Annotated in this window: 19 protein-coding genes and 2 pseudogenes; 12 read left to right on the top strand and 9 right to left on the bottom strand. The window is 71.1% G+C overall.

Going from position 1 to position 23,743, the window contains the following annotated elements; translation table 11 throughout:
• Nucleotides 1-56 precede the first annotated feature (56 nt).
• The 3 genes from AC1PME_RS20090 (at nt 57) to AC1PME_RS20080 (ending at nt 4,293) form a co-directional block, all read left to right on the top strand.
• On the top strand, nt 57-2,753 hold the full coding sequence (locus AC1PME_RS20090) for a bifunctional acetate--CoA ligase family protein/GNAT family N-acetyltransferase (RefSeq protein ID WP_481096820.1): 2,697 nt from the start codon (nt 57-59) through the stop codon (nt 2,751-2,753).
• Nucleotides 2,754-3,287: 534 nt separating this feature from the next.
• Nucleotides 3,288-3,842: an excalibur calcium-binding domain-containing protein gene (locus AC1PME_RS20085; RefSeq protein ID WP_481096819.1), complete on the top strand. Its 555-nt coding sequence runs from the start codon at nt 3,288-3,290 to the stop codon at nt 3,840-3,842.
• A 157-nt stretch (nt 3,843-3,999) separates the two neighbouring features.
• Entirely contained in the window at nt 4,000-4,293 is a 294-nt protein-coding gene (locus AC1PME_RS20080; RefSeq protein WP_481096818.1) for a hypothetical protein, read from the top strand.
• Nucleotides 4,294-4,423: 130 nt separating this feature from the next.
• On the opposite strand, the gene AC1PME_RS20075 is transcribed toward AC1PME_RS20080, so the two are convergent.
• The 5 genes and pseudogenes from AC1PME_RS20075 to AC1PME_RS20055 form a co-directional block, all read right to left on the bottom strand.
• Nucleotides 4,424-5,161, bottom strand: coding sequence for a DUF6065 family protein (locus AC1PME_RS20075; RefSeq protein WP_254459557.1), 738 nt, complete (start codon nt 5,159-5,161; stop codon nt 4,424-4,426).
• A gap of 79 nt (nt 5,162-5,240) precedes the next feature.
• Nucleotides 5,241-5,507 (bottom strand): annotated as a pseudogene (locus tag AC1PME_RS20070) (acyl-CoA carboxylase biotin carboxyl carrier protein subunit); the annotation flags it as partial.
• 42 nt (nt 5,508-5,549) lie between these two features.
• Nucleotides 5,550-7,250, bottom strand: a pseudogene (locus AC1PME_RS20065) (acetyl-CoA carboxylase biotin carboxylase subunit); the annotation flags it as partial.
• A 1,053-nt stretch (nt 7,251-8,303) separates the two neighbouring features.
• Entirely contained in the window at nt 8,304-9,914 is a 1,611-nt protein-coding gene (locus tag AC1PME_RS20060) for a carboxyl transferase domain-containing protein (protein WP_481096817.1), read from the bottom strand.
• 113 nt (nt 9,915-10,027) lie between these two features.
• On the bottom strand, nt 10,028-11,191 hold the full coding sequence (locus tag AC1PME_RS20055) for an isovaleryl-CoA dehydrogenase (protein WP_254459554.1): 1,164 nt from the start codon (nt 11,189-11,191) through the stop codon (nt 10,028-10,030).
• A gap of 131 nt (nt 11,192-11,322) precedes the next feature.
• Here AC1PME_RS20055 and AC1PME_RS20050 point away from each other — a divergent pair, with 131 nt between their 5' ends.
• The 3 genes from AC1PME_RS20050 (at nt 11,323) to AC1PME_RS20040 (ending at nt 14,455) form a co-directional block, all read left to right on the top strand.
• Nucleotides 11,323-11,931, top strand: coding sequence for a TetR/AcrR family transcriptional regulator (locus AC1PME_RS20050; RefSeq protein WP_254459553.1), 609 nt, complete (start codon nt 11,323-11,325; stop codon nt 11,929-11,931).
• 156 nt (nt 11,932-12,087) lie between these two features.
• Nucleotides 12,088-12,606, top strand: a complete 519-nt coding sequence (locus AC1PME_RS20045; protein WP_254459552.1) for a c-type cytochrome — start codon at nt 12,088-12,090, stop codon at nt 12,604-12,606.
• Nucleotides 12,607-12,700: 94 nt separating this feature from the next.
• Entirely contained in the window at nt 12,701-14,455 is a 1,755-nt protein-coding gene (locus tag AC1PME_RS20040) for an ExeM/NucH family extracellular endonuclease (protein ID WP_481096816.1), read from the top strand.
• A gap of 1,143 nt (nt 14,456-15,598) precedes the next feature.
• On the opposite strand, the gene AC1PME_RS20035 is transcribed toward AC1PME_RS20040, so the two are convergent.
• Nucleotides 15,599-15,982 (bottom strand): MerC domain-containing protein, encoded by a 384-nt coding sequence (locus AC1PME_RS20035; RefSeq protein ID WP_254459550.1) that lies wholly within the window; start codon nt 15,980-15,982, stop codon nt 15,599-15,601.
• Nucleotides 15,983-16,057: 75 nt separating this feature from the next.
• On the opposite strand from AC1PME_RS20035, the gene AC1PME_RS20030 reads away from it, so the two are divergent.
• Nucleotides 16,058-17,383, top strand: coding sequence for a GTP-binding protein (locus AC1PME_RS20030; RefSeq protein WP_481096815.1), 1,326 nt, complete (start codon nt 16,058-16,060; stop codon nt 17,381-17,383).
• A 176-nt stretch (nt 17,384-17,559) separates the two neighbouring features.
• Here the strand turns inward: AC1PME_RS20030 and AC1PME_RS20025 are convergent, their stop codons facing one another.
• Nucleotides 17,560-18,423: an EamA family transporter gene (locus tag AC1PME_RS20025; protein WP_481096814.1), complete on the bottom strand. Its 864-nt coding sequence runs from the start codon at nt 18,421-18,423 to the stop codon at nt 17,560-17,562.
• 85 nt (nt 18,424-18,508) lie between these two features.
• Here AC1PME_RS20025 and AC1PME_RS20020 point away from each other — a divergent pair, with 85 nt between their 5' ends.
• Both AC1PME_RS20020 and zapE read left to right on the top strand, forming a co-directional pair.
• A complete protein-coding gene (locus AC1PME_RS20020) occupies nt 18,509-19,174 on the top strand; it encodes an alpha/beta hydrolase (RefSeq protein ID WP_481096813.1) in 666 nt (221 codons plus the stop codon).
• Entirely contained in the window at nt 19,171-20,268 is a 1,098-nt protein-coding gene (zapE, locus tag AC1PME_RS20015) for a cell division protein ZapE (protein WP_254459546.1), read from the top strand. Before AC1PME_RS20020 ends, zapE begins: the two co-directional genes overlap by 4 nt.
• Nucleotides 20,269-20,290: 22 nt before the next feature.
• Here zapE and AC1PME_RS20010 read toward each other — a convergent pair whose 3' ends face one another.
• Complete coding sequence (locus AC1PME_RS20010; RefSeq protein ID WP_481096812.1) at nt 20,291-20,695, bottom strand: hypothetical protein; 405 nt, start codon at nt 20,693-20,695, stop codon at nt 20,291-20,293.
• A gap of 144 nt (nt 20,696-20,839) precedes the next feature.
• Here AC1PME_RS20010 and AC1PME_RS20005 point away from each other — a divergent pair, with 144 nt between their 5' ends.
• The 3 genes from AC1PME_RS20005 to AC1PME_RS19995 all read left to right on the top strand — a co-directional run bounded on the left by AC1PME_RS20005 (nt 20,840) and on the right by AC1PME_RS19995 (nt 22,736).
• On the top strand, nt 20,840-21,298 hold the full coding sequence (locus tag AC1PME_RS20005; RefSeq protein ID WP_481096811.1) for a MarR family winged helix-turn-helix transcriptional regulator: 459 nt from the start codon (nt 20,840-20,842) through the stop codon (nt 21,296-21,298).
• A gap of 74 nt (nt 21,299-21,372) precedes the next feature.
• Nucleotides 21,373-21,804, top strand: coding sequence for an organic hydroperoxide resistance protein (locus tag AC1PME_RS20000; RefSeq protein ID WP_254459543.1), 432 nt, complete (start codon nt 21,373-21,375; stop codon nt 21,802-21,804).
• Between the two features lie 161 nt (nt 21,805-21,965).
• Nucleotides 21,966-22,736, top strand: a complete 771-nt coding sequence (locus AC1PME_RS19995; RefSeq protein WP_481096810.1) for an SIR2 family NAD-dependent protein deacylase — start codon at nt 21,966-21,968, stop codon at nt 22,734-22,736.
• A gap of 34 nt (nt 22,737-22,770) precedes the next feature.
• Here AC1PME_RS19995 and AC1PME_RS19990 read toward each other — a convergent pair whose 3' ends face one another.
• Entirely contained in the window at nt 22,771-23,697 is a 927-nt protein-coding gene (locus AC1PME_RS19990) for an alpha/beta hydrolase (RefSeq protein WP_481096809.1), read from the bottom strand.
• Between the last annotated feature and the right edge of the window lie 46 nt (nt 23,698-23,743).

Here is a 23,743-nt window from a genome sequence, read left to right as displayed (position 1 = left end):
CCCGCGCCGCGGCCAGCCGTGTACCGTTAGCGCATTCGCTGGTCCTTGCCGTCGCCATGAGCACCTATCACCTGCAGTCCGTGTTCCGCCCCGCCTCGGTCGCCATCGTCGGTGGCAGCCCGCGCGAGCGCTCGGCCGGGCGCGCGGTGGTGCGCAGCCTGCGTGCGGCGGGGTTTCCCGGGCAGATCGGCTGGGTCAGCCCGCGCTACCGCGAGATCGACGGCGTCCCCACCGTGCGCCGCCTCACCGACCTGCCGTGGGTGCCGGACCTGGTGGTGATTACCGCGCCGGCGCGGATGGTGCCGCGCATCGTGTCGATCGCCGCGCGGCGCGGCGTGGCCGCGGCGATCATCCTCACCGCCGGGCTCGGCAGCGGGCCGGGGTCGGCCGCGGCGCGGGTGGAAAGCGCCGCGCGCGCCAAGGGCCTGCGCATCCTCGGCCCGCACTGCCTGGGCGTGATCGCCCCGCATGCGCGGCTCAACGCCAGCATCGCCGCGCACTGCCCGCAGCCGGGCGACCTGGCGCTGATCTCCGAATCCAGCGCCATCGCCGCGGCGCTGGTGGAGTGGGGCGTGGCGCGCGCGGTCGGGTTCTCCGCCGTGGTCTCGCTCGGCGATGCGCTGGACGTGGACTTCGCCGACCTGCTCGACTACTTCGCCACCGACTACCGCACCCGCGCGATCCTGCTCTACGTCGAGCACATCCGCGACGCGCGCAAGTTCATGTCCGCCGCCCGTGCCGCCGCGCGCGCCAAACCGGTGGTGGTGGTGAAGTCGGGCCGGCAGCTGCGCATCGATCCCAACGCCGACACCCACGTGCAGGCGCTGGCCAGCTCCGACGCGGTCTACGGCGCCGCGTTCGCCCGCGCCGGCCTGCTGCGGGTGCGCGCGCTGGACGAACTGTTCGCCGCGGCGGAGACGCTGGGCCGGCTCAGCACCTTCCCCGGCCGGCGCCTGGCCATTCTCAGCAACGGCGGCGGCGTCGGCCGCCTGGCGGTGGATACGCTGGCCGACCTCGGCGGCACCCTGGCCGCGCTGTCGGCGCCCATCCAGCAGCGGCTGGACGCGGCGCTGCCGCAGGAGTGGTCGCACCGCAATCCGGTGGACATCGTGGTGGACGCCGACGGCGAGCGCTACGCCGCCGCCGCCGGTGCGCTGCTGGACGATCCGGAGAACGACGCGGTGCTGGTGGTCAATGTGCCCACCGCGTTCACCTCCTCCGCCGACGCGGCGCAGGCGTTGACCCGCATCCTCGGCCAGCGCCCGCGCCACCACCGCGACAAGCCGGTGTTCGCGGTGTGGCTGGGCAACGACGAGAGCGCCATCGCCACGCTCAACGCCGCGCGCATTCCGACCTACGCCACCGAGGCCGACGCGGTGCGCGGCTTCATGCACCTGGTGCGCTACCGCGAGGCGCAGGCGGCGCTGATGGAAACCCCGCCGAGCCTGCCCGACGATTTCGCCTTCGACGCCGCCGCCGCGCGCGGCATCGTCGACGCCGCGCTGGCCGCCGGGCAGACCTGGCTGGATCCGCTGGCGGCCACGCGGTTGCTGGCCGCCTACGGCATTCCCACCGCGCCGGTGGCGCACGCCGCCGATGCCGAGGCCGCGGCGCAGGTGGCCGCGCCGATGCTGGCGCAGGGCTCGGCGGTGGCGGTGAAGATCCACTCGGCCGACATCCCGCACAAGTCCGACGTGGACGGCGTGCGCCTCAACCTGGTCAGCGTGGAGGCGGTGCGCGATGCGGCCGAGGGCATCCTCGCCCGCGCGCGCGCCGCGCGTCCGCAGGCGCGCATCGACGGCGTGCTGGTGCAGCCCTCGCTGCTGCGGCCCAAGGCGCGCGAGCTGATCGCCGGCATCGCCGACGATCCGACCTTCGGTCCGGTGATCGTGTTCGGCCGCGGCGGCACCGCGGTGGAGGTGATCGACGACAAGGCGCTGGCGCTGCCGCCGCTGGACCTGCGCCTGGCCCACGAACTGATCGGCCGCACCCGCGTCAGCCGCATCCTCAAGGCCTACCGCGACGTGCCGGCCGCCGACGAGCGCGCGGTGGCGATGGTGCTGGTCAAGCTGGCGCAACTGGCCGCCGATTTGCCGGAGATCCGCGAACTGGACATCAATCCGTTGCTGGCCGACCGCGACGGGGTGATCGCGGTCGACGCGCGGGTGGCGGTGGCGCCGTCGCGGCGCCTGCACAAGGGCCGCGGCCATCCGCGCTTCGCGATCTTCCCGTATCCCAAGGAGTGGGAGCGGCGCATCGTGCTCAACGACGGCAGCGCCGCGCTGGTGCGTCCGGTGCGGCCGGAGGACGACGCGCTGTTCCGCAGCTTCTTCGCCCGCGTCACCGACGAGGACCTGCGGCTGCGCTTCTTCCAGGCGGTCAAGCATTTCAGCCACGAGTTCATCGCGCGCCTGACCCAGCTCGACTACGCGCGCTCGATCGCGCTGGTGGCGATCGAACCGCGCAGCGGCGACATGCTCGGCGCGGTGCGCCTGCATGCCGATGCCGACTACGATCGCGGCGAGTACGGCATCCTGATCCGCTCGGACCTCAAGGGCCACGGCATCGGCTGGCAGCTGATGCGGATCATGATCGAGTACGCCGGCTGGCTGGGCCTCAAGGTGGTCGAAGGCCAGGTGCTGCGCGAGAACCGCACCATGCTGGCGATGTGCCAGCAACTCGGTTTCAAGGCCACCCCGGATCCGGACGACGCCACGCTGATGGATGTGGTGCTGCCGGTGACGCAACACTGAAGGGGGCGCCGCGCTGTCGACGTTCTCGCGCAGCGTCTTTAGATCCGTCCGTCGACGCCTTGCGGATCGCCCGGCATGGCCAGGTCGCTCGCCTGCCCCGCATGGAGGCAACCGCAATGGACGAGCGTGCGCGCCGAGCGTGGGGGAAAGGCGCGGGCCCGGCAGGCAGCATCGGGGGACGAATGCTGCGGGGGCGGCGCCGTGCGGCGGCCGCGATGCCGGGTTGCGCGTCGATCGCCGGCCCCGCGCAGTCGCGGGCGTCGGCGTTGCTCGACGCGTCGAACTCTAGCGAGCGCCGCGCAGCCGGTGGTAGACAGTTGCGCCGGCGGGGCCGCGGCGGCGAACGGGCGGCAGGCCATCGCGGTGCGCCGACCTCGCATGCGGCCGGGGTCCCCGGCCGGCACGGACGCCCCGGCCGTGGCATGCTGCCTGCCGGGGCTGCGCTTGCCGGGAGCGGGCAGGCGCGGTGGGGACGGTGGACGCGCCAGGCACGGCGGCATCCACCGCGGCGATGCACTTTCTTGCGGTGACGCCATGCGCACGCACGGAACCTTGATTCAGTGGAGCCAGGAGCGCGGCTGCGGCCTGGTGCGCCTGGCGCATCGCGAGACCGAAGCCGAGGTGCAGCGCGCGGCGTTTCCCGCCGACGGCGTGCCCCCGCGGGTCGGCGAGCTGATCTCCTTCGACCTGGAACACGACACGCAGGGACGGCTGCGCGCGGTGCGGGTGATGCGGCCTGGCCGCGCAGCGGCAGCGCCGGCGCGTGCGGTGGCCGCACCGCGCGCATGGCGCGGCCTCTGGCTCGGCGTGCTGGTGCTGCTGCTGGCGCTCGCGATCGCCGCCTACGCGGCGCTGCGCTTCCTGGCGGCACCGCAGGTCACCCGTACAGCGCCACCATCGACCACTTCGCCAACGCCCAATGCACGGGCCACGCCCGCGACGGCACCCGCGTTCCAGTGCGATGGCCGCACGCATTGCGCGCAGATGACCTCCTGCGCCGAAGCGGTGTACTTCCTGCAGCACTGCCCAGGCGTACAGATGGACGGCAACCACGACGGCGTGCCGTGCGAACGGCAGTGGTGTCATTAGGGCGTGTTTCGCTCACGCAATCCGCCCCCCTTGCCAATGCGGCTCACCCCAGGCGTCAGTCCATCGTGCGGTCTCTTGCAGCGATCGGTATTCCCGCGGCGTTGCGTCGTGGAAAGTCGGTGGAGCGGTTCCTTGGCCGCGGTGGCCGGGGCAAGGCATGCATCGTCACCTCGAGGTGCGTCCCTGCGCAGGAGCGATACAGCGATGGGGGCACGATGTCGGGGATATCGGCAGCGAGCACGCTCTGGATTTGTACCACGTCCCGTATCAGGAAGCAGACGGGCCTGAAGCGCCGGTAGCCACATTCGCCGATCCGCAAGGCGCGCTTGCCTATGCCCATGCAGCGCTGGCCGCCGATACCGGCCGCTGGGTGAATGAAGGCGTCGCGCAGTCCGAGTACCTCGATGACATCCGGGCAGGCCGGCCGGCCAAATGGCCGCATGCCCGTTGACGCTCCACCGAACACCGATGCGGCGTGGCGGGCCGGTGTCGATGTCTGTCTTGGCGCGCAGCCGCATGCGCCACGTCAGCCGGTCACTGGCAAGGTCGATGCCCCACCTCGGCAATGCGTCGACGCGCGTTCAGCCGTCTTCGTCGCGGGTGAACGGCGCCAGCCGCAACTTGACCCGATGTTCCACGCCGGCCGGGCACTGCCCCGGCGCCGGCCCGCGGAAGTAGCTGCGCTGCCAGCCTTCGCGGCTGGCGTCGGAGTCGGGCTGGTCCAGGTCGTGCAGGAATTGCCCGCGGCTGCGCATCCACGCGTGGTGTTCGCGCTCCAGTTCCGGCGTCTGCGACAGCGGTTGCCAGCGCGGCTCGGTCTCGGCCAGCACCCGTCGCTGCACCGGGAAGAAGTGGCAGAACGGCTCGCCGGCCTCGAACCGCACCCGGCCGGGCCGGGTGAACTGCCAGTTCATGGTGAAGGTGTACGGGCTCCAATCGGTCTCGATCAGCCCGGTGAGCCCGGCGATGCCGTCCTTGGGCCGGTTCACCGGCGCGGTGACGTACAGGTCCACGCCCGCCTCGGTACGGAACAGGCAGGGCACGTGGAAAGTGAGCACGCCGTAGCCGAAATGGCTGACCGCCGGCGCGTGCGTCCCCGGCGCCGGCTGCACGCGCAGGTCGTCGAGCGCGTTGCCGCCGTTCCATTCGGCCTCGAACGCGGTCTGGCACAGCAGCTCCCAGCCGTGCGCATTGGCGATGTCCAGCGGCAGGCAGCGGTAGGCGTAGCGCTCGGCGGTGCGGTCCATCCACGGCCGCTCGCGCGGTGCCGGGCGCACGTCGAGCGTATGGCCGTCGAGAACGTGGGCAGTGAGTTTCATGGCGCAGGCAGGACGATGGACCAGTGCCGAGTGTGACGCCTCGCCGCGGCCTTGGCGACCGCGGCACGGCACGCGGGGCTCAGACCGCTTCGAAATCCAGCAGCGCCACGCCGTCGCCGACCAGCTCGCCCTCGCGCACGCGGAAGCCGTGCACGGTGCCGTCGGCCGGCGCCTGCAGGGTGTGCTCCATCTTCATCGCCTCCAGCACCAGCAGCGGCGTGCCGCGACTCACCTGGGTGCCGGGCGCGACCAGCAGGGCGACGATGCGCCCGGGCATCGGCGCGGTCAGGCCGCCGCTTTCCACCGCCGGCTGGTCGGCCTCGGCGACCGGGTCGTGGCGTTCGAACAGATAGCCCTGGCCGTCGACGAACAGGTGCAGCTGCGCGCCGGCGAACACCGCATCGGCCTGCACCCGCTGCGTGCCGAGAAACGCGCACAGGCGCCCGTCGTGCCACTGGCCGCTCGCCTCGAGCGCGTCCTGCGCCTGCGCGGCGTGGATCCGCCAGCCGCCCGCGTGCGCGGCCAGGTGCAGCGTGCGTTGCGTGTCGCCGTGCCGCAAGGTCAGCGTACGCGGCGCTGGCGCGCCCAGCCGCCAGCCGTCGCGCAGGTCCCACGGCGAGTGCGGATCGGTCGGCTGCGCGGGCGCGTCGCGTTCGTGCAGTTGCCAGGCCAGCGCGGCCAGGCTCCACAGCGCATCGGTGGTGGGGGCGGGGGTGTCGAACAGGGCGGCGTGCTCGCGCTCGATCAGCGCGGTGTCCAGGTCCGCCTGCGTGAATGCGGTGGTAGCGACCAGGCGCTGCAGGAACGCGGCATTGGTCGACACCCCGACCACCTGGCACGCGGCCAGCGCCGCCTGCATGCGCCGCAGCGCGCGCTCGCGGGTCACGTCCCAGACGATCAGCTTGGCGATCATCGGATCGTAGTGCGGGCCGATCACGTCGCCCTGCTCGACGCCGGCATCGACGCGGGTATGCGCATCGGCGGCGGGCAGGCGCAGGTGCTGCAGCGTGCCGATCGACGGCAGGAAGCCACGCGCCGGGTCTTCGGCGTACAGCCGCGCTTCCAGCGCATGGCCGCGGATCGCCAGTTCGTGCTGGCGCTGCGGCAGCGGCTGGCCGGCGGCCACGCGCAACTGCCACTCGACCAGGTCGGTGCCGGTGATGCACTCGGTGACCGGGTGTTCCACCTGCAGGCGGGTGTTCATTTCCATGAAGTAGAACGCGCCATCGGGCGCGACGATGAACTCCACGGTGCCGGCGCCGACATAGCCGACCGCGCGCGCGGCCTCCACCGCGGCCTGGCCCATCGCCGCACGCCGCGCCGGGTCCATGCCTGGCGCGGGCGCTTCTTCCAGCACCTTCTGGTGGCGGCGTTGCACCGAGCAGTCGCGCTCGAACAGGTAGACCAGTTCGCCATGCGTGTCGCCGAAGACCTGGATCTCGATGTGCCGCGGCCGCAGCACGTACTTCTCCACCAGCACGTGCGCATTGCCGAACGCGGCCTGCGCCTCGCGCTGGCAGGCGGCGAGCGCGGCGGCGAACTCTTCGTCGCGATCGACCCGGCGCATGCCCTTGCCGCCGCCGCCGGCGCTGGCCTTGATCAGCACCGGGTAGCCGATGGCCGCGGCCTGTTCGCGCAGGAAGTCCGGGTCCTGGCGCTCGCCATGGTAGCCGGGCGTCAGCGGTACCCCGGCCGCCTGCATCAGCGCCTTGGCCGCGCTCTTGTCGCCCATGGCACGGATCGCCGCTGGCGGCGGCCCGATGAACACCAGCCCGTGGGCGGCGCAGGCTTCGGCGAATTCGGCGTTCTCGGACAGGAAGCCGTAGCCGGGATGGATGGCCTGTGCGCCGCTGCGTTGCGCGGCGTCGAGGATGCGTTCGCCGCGCAGGTAGCTTTCGCGCGCCGGGGCGGCGCCGATGTGCACGGCTTCGTCGGCCAGGCGCACGTGGCGGGCGTCGCGGTCGGCATCGGAGTACACGGCCACGGTGGCGATGCCGAGCCGGCGGCAGGTGGCGATCACCCGGCAGGCGATCTCGCCGCGATTGGCGATGAGGATCTTGTCGAAGGTCGGCAGGTCGGGGGTGGCCATGGTCGGGTGCCTGGAAATTAGGTCAGGGGTGCTGCGGGTGCTGAGCGAAGCGTTGCGTGAGACGCGCGCGTTGGTTGAGCCGTAGCTGTGGCCGTTGCGTCTGCATCTGTAGTTGTTGCCGTTGCCGTTGCCGTTGCTGTAGCTCTGCTTTTGCTGTTGCGTTTGCTTTTGATTTACCGGGTTCCCTTACGAAGCGGCGGCCAGCTCGGGGAAAAACCCCGAAGGGGCGGCGCACAGGGATGTGCGCCGTCCGCGGCAGGGGCAGGATGCCCCTTCCGCGGATCCCCGGGCTGGACGCGGACCCGGAGCGCGCAGCGCGGAGGGCGCGAGGCAGGGCGCGCTTTCTTTTGGTTACCTTTTCTTTGCGCGAGCAAAGAAAAGTAACTCGCCCGCAAGGGCGAAAGCTCTTGCTGTTGCTTGATGTTTGCGTGTCAGGCGAGAAGGTCTGTAGGAGCGGCTTTAGCCGCGACCCAAATGATCTGTAATGCCAGTCGCGGCTGAAGCCGGTCCTATGATCCAGCGGCCGCCGCCGCCGCCGCCGCAGCAGCAGCAGCAAGTGCAAGTGCAAGAGCAAAGCTTTCGCCTTGCGGCGAGTTACTTTTCTTTGCTTGTGCAAAGAAAAGTAACCAAAAGAAAGCACACCCCGCAGCGCGCCCTCCGCGCTACGCGCTCCGGGTGCGCAGCCACGACGCGGATTCGCGGAAGGGGCATCCTGCCCCTGCCGCGAACGGCGCACATCCATGTGCGCCGCCCTTCGGGTTTTTCCCCGCCGCGGCTGCCGCGCCGAGGGGGCCCGGTAAATCAAAGGCAGAGCAAGAGCAAAAGCAAGAGCAAAAGCAAGAGCAAAAGCAGGAGCAAAAGCAGGAGCAAAAGCAGGAGCAAAAGCAGGAGCAAAAGCAGGAGCAAAAGCGAAGGTCATCGCGTCGGCCGCCATGGAGCCGATCGCAGCGACGTCTACCGGACACACTGTCGCCGCCGCCGTCAGCTGCCACCTGCGTGGCCACCACCGATCCCCGCGCAAACGCGCCTGACACCGCGAGCGCATGCCCGCGCTCACATCCGGAACACCCCGAACCGGCTCGGCTCCGCCGGCGCGTTCAACGCCGCCGACAGGCCCAGCCCCAACACCCGCCGCGTCTGCGCCGGATCGATCACCCCGTCGTCCCACAACCGCGCACTGGCGTAGTACGGATGCCCCTGGCGCTCGAACTGATCGCGGATCGGCGCCTTGAACGCCGCCTCCTCGGCGTCCGACCACTGCCCGCCCTTGGCCGCGATGCCGTCGCGGCGCACCGTCGCCAGCACGCTCGCCGCCTGCTCGCCGCCCATCACCCCGATGCGCGCGTTCGGCCACATCCACAGGAAGTTGGGCGAATAAGCCCGCCCGCACATGCCGTAGTTGCCGGCGCCGAACGAACCGCCGATCACCACCGTCAACTTGGGCACCTTGGCGCAGGCCACCGCCATCACCAGCTTGGCGCCGTCCTTGGCGATGCCGCCGTGCTCGTACTTGCGGCCGACCATGAAGCCGGTGATGTTCTGCAGGAACACCAGCGGAATGCCGCGCTGCGCGCACAGCTCGATGAAGTGCGCGCCCTTCAGCGCCGACTCGGAGAACAGGATGCCGTTGTTGGCGACGATGCCGACCGGATAGCCATGAATGTGCGCGAAGCCGGTGACCAGCGTGGTGCCGTAGCGCGCCTTGAATTCGTCCAGGCGTGAGCCGTCCACCACCCGCGCGATCACCTCGCGCACGTCGAACGGCTTGCGCGGGTCGGCCGGGATCACCCCGTACAGCTCCTCGGCCGGATACAGCGGCGGCTCCGGCGCGCGCAGCGCCAGCGCCGGGGCCGGCTTGCGCCAGTTGAGCTGGGCGACGATCGCGCGCACCCGCGCCAGCGCCTGCAGGTCGTTGTCGGCGAAGTGGTCGGCCACGCCGGAGATGCGCGTGTGCACGTCGGCGCCGCCGAGGTCCTCGGCGCTGACGTCCTCGCCGGTGGCGGCCTTCACCAGCGGCGGGCCGCCGAGGAAGATGGTGCCCTGCTCGCGCACGATCACCGTCTCGTCGCTCATCGCCGGCACGTAGGCGCCGCCGGCGGTGCACGAGCCCATCACGCAGGCGATCTGGGCGATGCCCTGCGCCGACAGGTTGGCCTGGTTGTAGAAGATCCGGCCGAAGTGGTCGCGGTCGGGGAATACCTCGTCCTGCAGCGGCAGGAACGCGCCGCCGGAATCGACCAGGTAGAGGCACGGCAGGCGGTTCTGCTGGGCGATCTCCTGCGCACGCAGGTGCTTCTTCACCGTGATCGGGTAATAGGTGCCGCCCTTGACCGTGGCGTCGTTGGCGACGATCACGCATTCCACCCCGGACACGCGGCCGATGCCGGCGACCACGCCGGCGCACGGCACCTCGTCGTCGTACAGGCCCAGCGCGGCCAGCGGCGCGATCTCCAGGAACGCGCTGCCCGGGTCGAGCAGCGCGTCGATGCGTTCGCGCACCAGCAGCTTGCCGCGCGCCTGGTGCTTGGCGCGGGCGGCGTCGCTGCCGCCCAGGGCGATGCGCGCCTGGGTGGCGTGCAGGTCGTCGACCACCGCGCGCAGCGCGGCGGCATTGGCGGCGAAGGCGTCGCTGCCGGGTTGCAACTGGGTCTGGATCGCACTCATGGCTGGGCCGTGGGAGGAAGGAGGGAAGGGTGGGCGGCGACTGTGGGAGGGGCTTCAGCCCCGACGCGATGGCGTCGGAACGGCCTGTCGGCCGATACCTCTTTCGCCGCGCATCACTTGGTCCGCTCGAACAGCTCGCGGCCGATCAACATGCGACGGATCTCCGAGGTGCCTGCGCCGATCTCGTAGAGCTTGGCATCGCGCCACAGGCGCCCGGTCGGATAGTCGTTGATGTAGCCGTTGCCGCCCAGCACCTGGATCGCCTGGCCGGTCAGCCAGGTCGCCTTCTCGGCGGCGTAGAGGATCGCGCCGGCGGCGTCCTGGCGGGTGGTGCGGCCGGCGTCGCAGGCGCGCGCCACCGCATACACGTAGGCACGGCAGGCGTTCAGGCCCACGTACATGTCCGCCAGCTTGCCCTGCATCAGCTGGAAGCTGCCGATCGGTTCGCCGAACTGGCGGCGTTCGTGCACATACGGCAGCACCACGTCCAGCGCCGCGGCCATCAACCCCAGCGGCCCGCCGGACAGCACCACACGCTCGTAGTCCAGGCCGGACATCAGCACGCGCACGCCGCCGCCGATCTCGCCCAGCACGTTCTCCGCCGGCACCTCGCAGTCCTGGAACACCAGTTCGCAGGTGTTGGAGCCGCGCATGCCGAGCTTGTCCAGCTTCTGCGCGGTGCTGAAGCCGGGCATGCCCTTCTCGACCACGAATGCGGTGATGCCGCGCGCGCCGCCGCTCGGGTCGGTCTTGGCGTAGACCACCAGCACGTCGGCGTCGGGGCCGTTGGTGATCCACATCTTGTTGCCGTTGAGCACGTAGCGGTCGCCGCGCGCCTCGGCGCGCAGCTTCATCGACACCACGTCCGAACCGGCGCCGGGTTCGCTCATCGCCAGCGCGCCGACGTGCTCGCCGCTGCACAGCCTGGGCAGGTAGCGCGCCTTCTGCGCCGGGCTGGCGTTCTTGCGCAGCTGGTTCACGCACAGGTTCGAGTGCGCGCCGTACGACAGGCCGATCGCGCCGCAGGCGCGCGAGATCTCCTCCATCGCCACCACGTGCGCCAGGTAGCCCATCGCGCTGCCGCCGTACTCCTCTTCGACGGTGAGGCCGAGCAGGCCCTGCTCGCCGAGCTTGCGCCACAGCGGCGCGGGGAAGGCGTTGTCGCGGTCGGCCTGCTCGGCAAGCGGCGCGATCTCGCGCGCGGCGAAGGCGGCGACGCTGTCGCGCAGCAGGTCGACCTCCTCGCCCAACTCGAAATTCAACGACGGCATCAGCATGGCGGCAACTCCGGGGATGGCGGATGGCCGGCGGCGCCTAGAATCGGACCCGCGCCGGGCAAGAGCGCCCAGCGTAGCCGGGAACGGCAAAGAAGTGAACAGAAATTCATTAATTGAACATAGAATCAGCCATGGCCTACAAACGCTCCGCCCTGATGGAAGAACGCCTCGCCGGCAACCGCCAGCGGATCCTGCTGGCGGCGCGCCGGCTGATCGCCGCCGACGGCTTCCGTGGCGCCCCGGTGACCGCGGTGGCGGCCGAGGCCGGCGTTTCCACCGGGCTGATCTACCGGCATTTCCCGTCCAAGGCCGAGCTGTTCGTGGAGGTGCTGACCGCGGCGGTGGAGCACGAGCTGACCATCCTGCGCGGCATCGCCGCCGCGCCGGCGCCGGCGGCGCAGCGCCTGCGCGAGGCCATCGCCTCGTTCGTGCGCCGCGCCCTGGCCGGCCCCGGGCTGGCCTACGCCTTCATCGCCGAGCCGGTGGAGCCGGAGGTCGACGCCGAGCGCATCCGCTGCCGGCGCCTGCTCGGCGACGTGTTCAAGGGCATCCTCGCCGACGGCGTGGCCGCGGGCGAGTTCCCCGCGCAGGACCTGGATGCGGCGGCCGCGTGCCTGGTCGGCGCCTACACCGAGGCCCTGGTCGGCCCCACCGCGCCCAGCCGCGACGGCCCGCGCGACAGCGAGCGCCTGGTCGAGGCGGTGTGCGGGTTCTGCCTGCGCGCGGTGGGCAGCGCCTGAGCGTGTCGACCGCCATAGCGCATGCGTCGAACTGCTGCGATGCAGCACGCATCGCCTGCGATTCCGTGCGATTCCGGCGTGCCGCGCGGCGCAAACGCTGGCTATACTCGGCCGCGTAGCGGTGGTCCGGATTACCACGTGCCAAAGGGGTGTGATGTGCGGAATTACGACCTCGAATTTCTCAAGCGCTTCTCGATGGTGATCGGCCTGCTGGTGCTGATCACCCTCGGCCTGATCGTGTTCGCGCACTACCTGCAGCGGGCCATCCCGCCGGAGGTCTCGCCGATCGCGCAAAAGCGCACCGAGGAGCGCATCGCGCCGGTGGGCGCGGTCTACGCCGGCAGCACCGGCGCCGCGGCGCAGGCCGCCGCGCAGGCGGCGGCACTGGCCAAGGCCTCGGCGCAGGCGGCCTACGGCGGCACCACCGACGGCAAGACCATCTTCAACAACCTGTGCACCGCCTGCCACACCACCGGCGTGGGCAAGGCGCCGACGCTGGACCACGCGCATTGGGATGCGCGCATCGCGCAGGGCAAGGAGACGCTCTACAAGCACGCCATCGAGGGCTATACCGGCCCCGACGGCGGCATCATGCCGCCCAAGGGCGGCAATCCCGGCCTGACCGAGGAGCAGATCCACGCCACCGTGGACTGGATGCTGGCCAACCTGAAGTAACCTTGCGCCTCCCGCACGCCATTGCGCCGCCTTCGGGCGGCGCAGTCGTTTCCGCGCCCGTCGCGTGCCGGCGCAAAACAAGGAGAGTGATCGCATGCGCATGCCGCCGCCATCGTTGTTGTCGTTGTTGCTGCTGGTCGCAGCCCCCGCCGCGCAGGCGCTGACGCCGCCGACGCTGCTGCCGATCGGGCAGTTGCGCCCGGGTCCGCAGGCGCAGGGTGTGGTGTTCGAGGGCGTGGTCACCGCGCGGGTGGAGGCCGGCGGCAGCGGCTACTTGGTGCAGGACGCCGGCGACGACGATCCGCTCACCGCCGACGCGCTGCTGGTGCGCGGCGATGCCGAGCGCAGCCTGGCCCCGGGCGATCGCGTGCGGGTGTGGGGCGAGCTGGCGCCGCAGGCCGCCGCGCCGGCCAAGGCCGGCACCGCGTTCGTCGGGCGCAGCGTGCTGGAGCAGGGGCATACGCTGCTGGCGCGCGCGCAGCCCCTGCCGTTGCAGGTGCTCGACGCTGCACCGGCCGACTGGTCGGCGCTGGCCGGCATGCGCGTGCGCATCGCCGCGCCGCTGACCGTGGTCGACAACGATGCGCTGGGCAAGACCGGCGAGTTGGGCGTGGCCTTCGGCGGGCGCCTGTGGCAGCCCAGCGAAGTGGCCGCGCCCGGCAGCGCCGAGCAGGCGGCGGTCGTGGCCGACAACGCGCGGCGTGGGCTGCGGCTGGGCACGCTCGGTGCATCGACTCCGACTCCGACTTCGGCAACGGCAACGGCAACGGCAACTGCAAAACTCCCGGATTATCTGGGCAGTGCCACTGCGCCGCCGCGCGCGGGCAGCACGGTGCAGGACGTGGAGGGCATCGTCGGTGGGGTGATCGATGGCACCGTGCGGCTGTACCCGACCGCCGCGTTGCAGCTGACCCCGCCGCCGGAGCCGGCGCCGCCGCAGGTCGACGGCAGCGTGCGCATCGCCGCGTTCAATCTGGAGAATTTCTTCAACGGCGACGGCCGCGGCGGCGGTTTCCCGACCTTGCGTGGTGCGCGCACGCCCGCCGAGTTCCAGGCGCAGCTGCGCAAGCTGGTGGCGACGATCCGCCCGCTGCAGGCCGATGTCGCCGCGTTGATGGAGCTGGAGAACGACGGCTACGGGCCGACCTCGGCGATCGCCAGTCTGGTCGATGCGCTCAACGCCGGTGGCGGCGACTGGCGCTTCGTCGATGCCGGGCGTGGCCCCGGCGACAACCCGATCCGGGTCGGGCTGATCTACCGTGCCTCGCGGGTCAGCCCGGTGGGCAAGCCGGCGGTGCTGGAAGGCGGGCCGTTCGCCGAGCACAGCCGGGTGCCGTTGGCGCAGGCGTTCCGCCGCGGCAACGGTGTGCCGTTCGTGGTGGTGGCCAATCACTTCAAGTCCAAGGGCTGCGGCGAGGCCAGCGGCGCCGACGCCGACCGTGGAGACGGCCAGGGCTGCTGGAACGCGACCCGCACCGAGTCGGCGCGCCGCGTGGACGCGTGGTTGCGCAGCGACCCCACCGGCACCGGCAGCACCTCCAGTGTGCTGCTGGGCGACTTCAACGCCTACGCGATGGAAGATCCGTTGCGCCTGCTGGGCGATGCCGGCTGGCGCGACGCGCTGCGCGAGGCGCATGTCGCGCAACCCTACAGCTTCGTCTATCGCGGCCTCAGCGGCCGGCTGGACCACGCCTTGCTGAGCCCGGCGCTGGCTTCGCGGTTGCGCGGCGCCGCCGAATGGCACGTCAACGCCGACCTGCCCGACAGCGACGGCTACCGCGAGCGCGATCTGCCTGGTCCGTGGCGCAGTTCGGACCACGATCCGTTGCTGCTGGGGTTTGATCTGTAGGCCGGGAATGGGGAAATGGGAATGGGGAATCGGGAAAACCGGTTGTCGCTTTTCTTTCCCAGCCTCGATGTACAGGGCGTGCCGCCGGAGCTGATGTCATGCGCGAAGCGTACGACTGCCGTCATGCGTAATAGTGCTGTGTTTCAGACGGCACGTGCTGCGCGTCCCGCCTTGCATGTCACCAACGGCTCTTGAGGACTGCTTATGTCCCTTGTGGCGTTGCCGCGCGTGTTGCCTTGGTGCCGACCGAAGCCGGTAGATGCCGTGCTTTTGCCCGATAGAACGACAACATCGACTGTTGCGGTTGCGGTTGCGGTTGCGGTTGCGGTTGCGGTTGTTATTGCTTTGGTTGTGGTAGTTGCTGTTGTTGTTGTTTTTGCCGTTGCCGTTGTTCTGGCTTTTGACTTACCGGGTTCCCTTCCGAAGCGGCGGCCAGTGCGGGGAAAAACCCCGAAGGGGCGGCGCACATGGATGTGCGCCGTCCGCGGCAGGGGCAGGATGCCCCTTCCGCGGATCCCCGTGCTGGACGCGGACCCGGAGCGCGTAGCGCGGAGGGCGCGTAGGCAGGGTGTGCTTTCTTTTGGTTACTTTTCTTTGCACAAGCAAAGAAAAGTAACTCGCCGCAAGGCGAAAGCTTTTGCTCTTGCATTTGCTGCTACTGCGGCGGCCGCTGGATTGTAGGAGCGGCTTACGCCGCGATATGCATGACCGATTACGCTGGTCGCGGCTGAAGCCGCTCCTACAGACCTTCTTGTCTGACACGCAAAATTCAAGCAACAGCAAAGGCTTTCGCCCTAACGGGCGAGTTACTTTTCTTTGCTCGCGCAAAGAAAAGGTAACCAAAAGAAAGCGCGCCCTGCCTTGCGCCCTCCGCGCTGCGCGCTCCGGGTCCGCGGATGCACCGGGGATTCGCGGAAGGGGCATCCTGCCCCTGCCGCGAACGGCGCACATCCATGTGCGCCGCCCTTCGGGTTTTTCCCCGGTCCATCCGCCGCTGCGGAAGGGAACCCGGTAAATCAAAAGCAAAACAAGAGCAAAAACACCGGCAACAGCCAAAGCCAAAGCCGCAACAACAACACTGCGCCTCGACCCGATTGCCGCCTCCGGCAACCGTGCGCTATGCCCCTGCCGCTCGCCTGCCTGTCAGTGCCGGCAACGCTGCCGGTGCCGGCGCCAGTTCCACAGGTGCGCACTGGCCAGGGCCAGGCTGCCGCTCACCGTCATCGCGGTTTCGCTGGCCTCGTCGGGAATGCCGAAGGCGCCGGCCAGCAGACCGAGCAGGCCCAGCGCCGCCAGCGTCCACAGCGGCCAGGGCAGCGCGTCGCGCTGGTGCCCGCGCCACAACGCCAGCCCCGCCAACGGCGCGGCGATCGCCACGAACAGCACGTGCACCCATTCGGCCTCGGCCCAGACGCCGAACAGCGGCAGCGCCGCCGCCAGCAACGGCAACGCCAGGCAGTGCAGCAGGCACAGCCCGGACAACACCATCGCCGAAGCATCGAAGAAGGATTGCGGCAGGGATTTCATGGACGTCCACTCCAAAGCACCAAGTGTTATATAGTAACACTTCTTGCCCGCCACGCCTCCGCGCCGATGCCCGCCATGTCCACGTCCGCCGTTTCCGATCGCCGTCTCCCCGTCACCGTGCTGTCCGGCTTCCTTGGCGCCGGCAAGACCACCCTGCTCAACCGCGTGCTGCACAACCGCGACGGCCGCCGGGTGGCGGTGATCGTCAACGACATGAGCGAGGTCAACATCGACGCGGCGCTGATCCGCGACGGCGGCGCCGCGCTCAGCCGCACCGAAGAGACCCTGGTGGAGTTCAGCAACGGCTGCATCTGCTGCACCCTGCGCGACGACCTGCGCCAGGAGGTGCAGCGCCTGGCCGAGAGCGGGCGCTACGACTACCTGCTGATCGAGTCCACCGGCATCTCCGAGCCGATGCCGGTGGCGGCGACCTTCGCCGTGCGCGATGCCGACGGCCGCGGCCTGGCCGACGTCGCGCGCCTGGACACCATGCTCACCGTGGTCGACGGCGTCAGCTTCCTGCGCGACTTCGGCTCGGCCGAGCGCCTGGCCGACCGCGGCCTGCAGGCCGGGGACGACGACGACCGTGGGCTGGTCAACCTGCTGGTGGAACAGATCGAGTTCGCCGACGTGATCGTCGTCAGCAAGGCCGACCTGGCCGATGCGGCCACCCTCGACCGCACCCGCGCAGTGCTGCGCGCGCTCAACCGTGACGCGCGCATCGTCGAGGCCAGCCGCGGCGACGTGCCGCTGGACCTGGTGCTGGACACCGGCCGCTTCGACTTCGTGCGCGCGCAGCTGGCGACGGGCTGGATGCAGGCGTTGCGCGGCGAGCACGCGCCGGAGACCGAGCAGTTCGGCATCGAAAGCTTCGTCTATCGCGCGCGCCGTCCGTTCCATCCGCTGCGCTTCGCGCGGCTGGCGCAGCGCGGCCTGCGCGACGTGATCCGCAGCAAGGGCTTCTTCTGGCTGGCCAGCCGCATGGACTGGGTCGGCGAACTGTCCATCGTCGGCGCCGCCACCCAGACCCAGGCGGCCGGGTTCTGGTACGCGGCACGCGAGCGCGTGGACCGCGGCCTGCTGGACACGCCGCTGGTGCTGCCGCCATCGCCGCTGCCGTACACCGAGCTGGGCTGGCAGCGGCAGCAGACCGCATGCTGGAACGCGCCGCCGCCGCAGGCCGAGGAGGTCGGCGACGCGCGCGAGTACGCGGCGCTGCGCGCGATGTGGCATCCGCTGTGGGGCGACCGCCGCCAGGAACTGGCGGTGATCGGCGTCGGCCTGGATGCGGCGCGGGTGCGCGCCGAACTCGATGCCTGCCTGCTCGACGATGCCGAGCTGCGGCAGGGGCCGGTGGCGTGGCAGGGGTTGGAGGATCCGTTTCCGGTGTGGAGGCGTTGAGAGGCCGGGAATCGGGAATCGGGAGTGGGGAATCGTAGGAGCGGGCTGCGGGCGCTGAGGGTTGGTTGCCAGCGCCAGGGCCGACGATTCGCGGTGAGCAGTGTCCAGAGCGGATAGGCGTTGAGCGGCCTGGAATTCGGGAGTCGGACCTGGGACGCGCAGGCGCGCGCTGCAGGTTAACCGCGCGCGCCCAGCGCGATCAGGACGATCGCCGGCACCGCCAGCAGCAGGCCCAGGCGGTTCCAGCGGTTGGTCTGCTCGCCGAATACGGCGATGCCGAGCACGGTGCCCAGGCCGATCACGCCCAGGTTCATTGCCGCGAACACGCTGGCCGGGCTGTCCGGCAGCGCCTGGTGCGCGCGCACGTAGAACAGGATGTTGCCGAAGTTGAGCGCGCCCAGCAGCAGGCCGGCGCCGAGGTTGCGCCAGGCCAGCGCGGCGCTGCCGCGCAGGTGTCGCCACAGTTGCACGCCCAGCAGCAGCACGAAGGCCAGGGCGAAGGCCACCAGCAGCGAGGCGGCGAACGGGGTGCCGGCCTGGGCGATGCGCTTGAGCAGCACGTCGATCGCGGCGAAGCCGACCCACACCAGCAACAGCCATGGCGCGGTGCGGGCGGCGCTGCGCGGCGTCGCGTCCGGCCGCTGCACGATGCCGGCGATCGCCAGCAGGCCCAGCGCCAGGCCGGCCAGCTTGACGCCGTTGGCGCGTTCGCCGAACCAGAGGAAGGCCGCCGCCAGCGACAGCAGCAGCGACAGCCGCTGCGCCGCGTCGGTGCGCACGATGCCGGCGCTGGCGACCGCGCGGCCCAGCACCAGGAAGATGCTCGGCAGCAGCACGCCCAGGGCCAGCAGCGCCGCCCACGGCGTATGCGCGTCCTTCAGCGCGGCCAGCGGCGGGTGCAGCAGGGCGGCGCACAGCAGCAGCGCCGCCGGGTAGTTCCAGGTCACCGCCTGGGCCAGGTCGATGCGCCGTTGCGGCGCCAGCTTCAGCAGCGCCGAGACCAGCACGCTGCACACCACACTCAGCAGGACGAAGACCACACGCAGGATCCGGATCGGGAGAAAAAGAACGCTGCGTGCACCGCATCGGCATGTGGCCGCGACCCAGCCCCGGTATTATGACCGCATGACCTCTCCCGCTTTCCCCACCGCTTCCGGCGCGCTGACGCTGCAAGGCCCCGCCGGCCCGCTCGAGGCCGCGGTCGATCTGCCCGATGCCGACGTCGCCGCGCTGCCGGTCAACGCCATCGTCTGCCATCCGCTGTCCACCGAAGGCGGCAGCATGCACAACAAGGTGGTGACGATGGTCGCGCGCGCGCTGCGCGAACTGGGCGTGCGCGTGGTGCGCTTCAACTTCCGCAGCGTCGGCGCCTCCGCCGGCAGCTTCGACCACGGCGACGGCGAGCAGCAGGACCTGGCCGCGGTGGCCGCCTGGGTGCGCGCGCAGCGTCCGCACGACGCGCTGTGGCTGGCCGGTTTCAGCTTCGGCGCCTACGTCTCGCTGCGCGCCAGCGCCGCGCTGCAGCCGCAGGTGCTGATCTCGATCGCGCCGCCGGCCGGGCGCTGGGATTTTTCCGAGATGGCGCCGCCGCCGCAGTGGCTGGTGATCCAGGGCGAGGCCGACGAGATCGTCGATCCGCAGGCCGTGTACGACTGGCTGGAGACCCTGGAGACGCAACCGCAACTGGTGCGCATGCCCGACACCAGCCATTTCTTCCATCGCAAGCTGATCGACCTGCGCGGCGCCCTGCAGCACGCGGTCAAGGCCTGGCTGCCGGCGGCACAGGCGTGAGCGCGGCGGCATTGCCGTCGCAGCGCTACGCCGAAGGCGTGGCGCGTGGCGACTGGCGCGACGATCCGGCCCAGCACGCGGCGCTGGCCGAACTGGACCGCATCCACACCGCGATCGTGGACGGCGACCAGGAGGGCTGGCTGGACCGCCTGTCGGCGTTCTGGAAGAAGCCCGAGCCGGTGCGCGGCCTGTATTTCTGGGGCGGGGTCGGCCGCGGCAAGACCTTCCTGGTCGATCTGTTCTACGACGGCCTGCCGATCACGCGGAAGTACCGCACCCATTTCCACCGCTTCATGCGCGGCGTGCACGAGCGCCTGCGCGAGCACGCCGGGCAGAGCGATCCGCTGGCGAAGATCGCGCAGGAGTGGCGCAGCCGGCTGCGCGTGCTGGTGCTGGACGAGTTCTTCGTCACCGACATCGGCGATGCGATGCTGCTGTCGCGCCTGCTCGAGCGCTTGTTCGCCGAGGGCGTGACCCTGGTCACCACCTCCAACACCGCGCCGCAGAACCTGTACCTCAACGGCCTGCAGCGCGAGAGCTTCCTGCCGGCGATCGGTTTGCTGCAGACCTATTGCGTGGAGCTGTACGCCGAGGGCACCGAGGACTACCGCATGCGCGCGCTGACCCGCTCGCCGGTGTACCGCGCGCCGCTGGCCGAGGACAGCGACGCCTGGCTGGGCGAGCGCTGGAGCGCGTTGACCGGCAATGCCGAGGCGCGCCGCGGCAACATCGAACTGGAAGGGCGCAAGATCCCGGTGCGCGCGCGCGGCAAGAGCATCGTCTGGTTCGATTTCGCCGCCCTGTGCGAAGGCCCGCGCGGTCCCAGCGACTACATCGAGATCGCGCACGAGTTCACCACCGTGCTGCTCGGCGGCATCCCGCACTTCGATCGCATGAACGAGGATGCGGCGCGGCGCTTCGTCAACCTGATCGACGAGCTGTACGACCGCCACGTCAACCTGGTCTGCACCGCGCAGGATCCGCCGCCGTTGCTGTACACCGGCGAGCGCTTGGCCGGGGCCTTCGAGCGCACCGCCTCGCGGCTGATCGAGATGCAGAGCGCCGAGTACCTGGCGGCCGCGCACCGGGTCTGAGCGCGGCAGCGGCCACGCGCGCTCAGCGCACCGCGCCGGGCCGGCACAGCCCGGCGACGAAGCGCGGCATCAGGCCCGCGCCTGCGATTTCCTCCAGATAGGCGGCGGCCGGGCAACTGGCGCCGCCTTCGCTGCGCGCGCAGCGGGCCGGGCCGGACGCGCCGTCCTGCGGCAACTGCCGGTCCATGGCCTGGCGCTGCGCCGCGGCCAAGCCGTCGCGAAAGCGCTCTTCGGCATCGAGCAGGTCGGCCGGGGTCAAGCGCTCGGTCGGCACGCCGGGGCACTGGCGGCGGGTTTCGCGGGCCAGTGCGTCGGCGCCGGCACCGACCAGCACCGGGCCGTGGGGCAGGGTGTTGGGCGCGGCCTTCGGCAGCGCGGCGGACGGCGCGGCGCCGAGCGCGGCCAGCAGCAGGAACGATGCGCGCATGCGGAAGCTCCTCGGGGATGCGCGGCAGCGTAGTCCTGCGCCGGTGGCGGCGGGTGGCAGGACGCGGCGCCTGCTTCAGCCGGGAGTTAGCGCAGGCATAAATATCGCTTGCTATTAAATAGCACGCTATGTAATGTGGCGCCCATGGACCGCACCTCTCCCCCCGACGCCACCGCCCTGCTCAAGCTGGACACCCAGCTGTGCTTCGCGCTGTATTCGGCCAACCTGGCGATGCACAAGCTCTACCGCGCGCTGCTGCGCGACCTCGGCCTGACCTATCCGCAGTACCTGGTGATGCTGGTGCTGTGGGAGCAGGACCAGCGCAGCGTCTCGGACATCGGCGAGCGCCTGTTCCTGGATTCGGCCACGCTGACTCCGTTGCTCAAGCGCCTGGAGGCGGCCGGCCTGCTGACCCGCAGCCGCGCCGCCGAGGACGAGCGCCGCGTGCTGATCGCGCTGACCGCCGATGGCCAGGCCCTGCGCGCGCGCGCGCAGGCGGTGCCGGAAGGCGTGCTGTGCGCGGTCACCTGCGATCTGCAGCAACTGACCCGGCTCAAGCACGACCTGGAAGAGGTCCGCGGCAAGTTGCTGGCCGCGGCCTGAGCGATTCCCACCCTCCGATCCCGCAATCCCCTCTACCCCTGGCGCCGCGGCGCCGCCCTGTAAGGAGAACCACCATGGCTTCACCGACCACCATCGTCTACACCGCCGTTGCCACTGCCACCGGGGGCCGCGACGGCCGCGCCGCCACCCCGGACAAGGCGCTGGACGTCAAGCTGTCGACCCCGCGCGAGCTGGGCGGCGCCGGCGGCGACGGCACCAACCCGGAGCAGCTGTTCGCGGCCGGCTACTCGGCTTGCTTCATCGGCGCGCTGAAGTTCGTCGCCGGGCAGGAGAAGGTCAAGCTGCCGGCCGAGCCGAGCATCGAAGGCCATGTCGGCATCGGCCAGATCCCGGGCGGCTTCGGCATCGCCGTGGAACTGCGCATCGCCGTGCCGGGCCTGGAGCGTGCGACGCTGGAATCGCTGGTGGAGAAGGCGCACCAGGTGTGCCCGTACTCCAACGCCACCCGCGGCAACATCGACGTCAAGCTGGTCGTGCTCGACTGAGCCAGCGGGATGTCCGGGCCGGCGCGTGCGTCGGTCCCTGGCGGTAAGCGACGGGCGGCCACTGGCCGCCCGTTCGCGTTGCAGGCCCCGTGTGTTGCCGCGCACATTGAGGACGCCTTGCGTCAATGCAATAGTGTGCGCTTCATCAAATCGAGCGCGCCATGCTCAGTTCCGCCTACAACGCCGAGACCGTTGCCGCCTTTCTCCAGGGCGCGCGCCGTGTGCTGGTGCTGACCGGCGCCGGCATGTCCGCCGAGAGCGGGGTGCCGACCTTCCGCGGGCAGGACGACAGCCTGTGGTCGCGCTTCGATCCCGAGCAACTGGCCACCGAGGACGCCTGGCGCGCCGATCCGGCCCTGGTCTGGGGCTGGTACCGCTGGCGCATGGCGATCGTGGCGCTGGCGCAGCCGCATGCTGGACACCTCGCGCTGGCGCGCCTGGCCGAGGTCCGCCACACCACGCTGGTGACCCAGAACGTGGACGACCTGCACCAGCGCGCCGGCAGCGAGGTCGCCGCGCACGTGCACGGCCGCCTGTCGGCGCTGCGTTGCAGCGACTGCGGCCAGCCCTGGCGCGGGCTGCTGCCGCCGGTGGACGTGCACACGCCGAGCCAGCGCCTGGCACCGCCGGTGTGCGCGGCCTGCGGCGGCACGGTGCGCCCGGGCGTGGTGTGGTTCGGCGAGGCGTTGCCGGCGGCGGAGTGGGCGCGCGCGCAGACCGCGGCCGACAACGCCGACCTGGTGCTTGTGATCGGCAGTTCCGGCCTGGTCCATCCGGCGGCCGGCCTGCCGCTGCAGGCCAAGGAGCGCGGCGCCTGCGTGGTCGAGATCAATCCCGAACCCAGTGCGCTGTCGGCGCGCGCCGACCTGCACTGGCGCGACAGCGCGGCGGTGGCGCTGCCGTTGCTGCTGCAGCAGTGCCTGGTGGCCTGAGCGCGTTGCCGGCCGCGGAAGCTGCGCACGGCGCTCAGCGCAGCGTGCGCAGGAACGCGTCCACCGCCGCGGTGTAGGCCGAGGGCAGGCCCAGCTCGCGGTTGAGTTCGGCGTGGCTGGCATCCTGCGGCAGCACTTCGACGCGGATGCCGCGTGCGTTGGCCTTGGCGACCAGGCGGCGCGCCTGCGCGCAGGCATCGGCGCGGCGGCTGGAGCACACCGCCAGCAGCGGCGGCGCGCTGGTGCCCATGACGTGGTACGGCGAGGCGGCGATCCAGTCGCTGCGTGCGCTGCCGAAGGCGCGGTCGTACAACGGCAGGTGCCGGCCCTGCATCACCTGCTCCACGTCCATCGCCGCGCTGTCCAGCGCCACCGTGCCCAGCGGCCGATGCGCCCCGGCCTGCGCCAACAGGTCCGGCGACAGGTCCAGCAGGGACACCAGGTGCGCGCCGGCCGAGTGGCCCATCAACACCAGCCGCGCCGGGTCGGCGCCCCACTGCGGCGCCAGCTGCTGGATCCGCGCGACCGCGCGCGCCACGTCCTGCGCCTGCTGCAGCGGCGTGGCCTGCGGCAGCAGGCGGTAGTTCACCGACACCAGCGCATGGCCCTGCGGCAGCCAGTGCGCGACCTTGTTGGCGGCCACGCCGGGGTTGTCCTTGTCGCCGTCGGCCCAGCCGCCGCCGTGCACCATCACGATCAGCGGGGCCTGGCGCGCGCCGGCCGGTAGGTACACGTCCATGCGCTGCGCCGGATCCTGGCCGTAGGCGACGTCGCACAGCACCTGCGCGCCGGCGGGCAACGGTGCGCGCGCGGTGTCGGCGCCTTCGCGCTGGGCCAGGCGCTGCAGCAGGCTTGCGCGCAGGCGCCCGTCCTGGGCGTGGCCGGGGGCGGCGGATAACCCCGGCAGCAGCAGCGCCAGGGCGAGCAGGCAACGGGCGGGCGAGGGACGCGACAGGCGCATGGGCGGATCACTCCATGAAGGACGACGAAGGCGGTCGTGGCGCGGC

Source organism: Xanthomonas sp. NCPPB 901, assembly GCF_056725085.1.
This window is presented reverse-complemented; position numbering and strand designations above follow the sequence as displayed.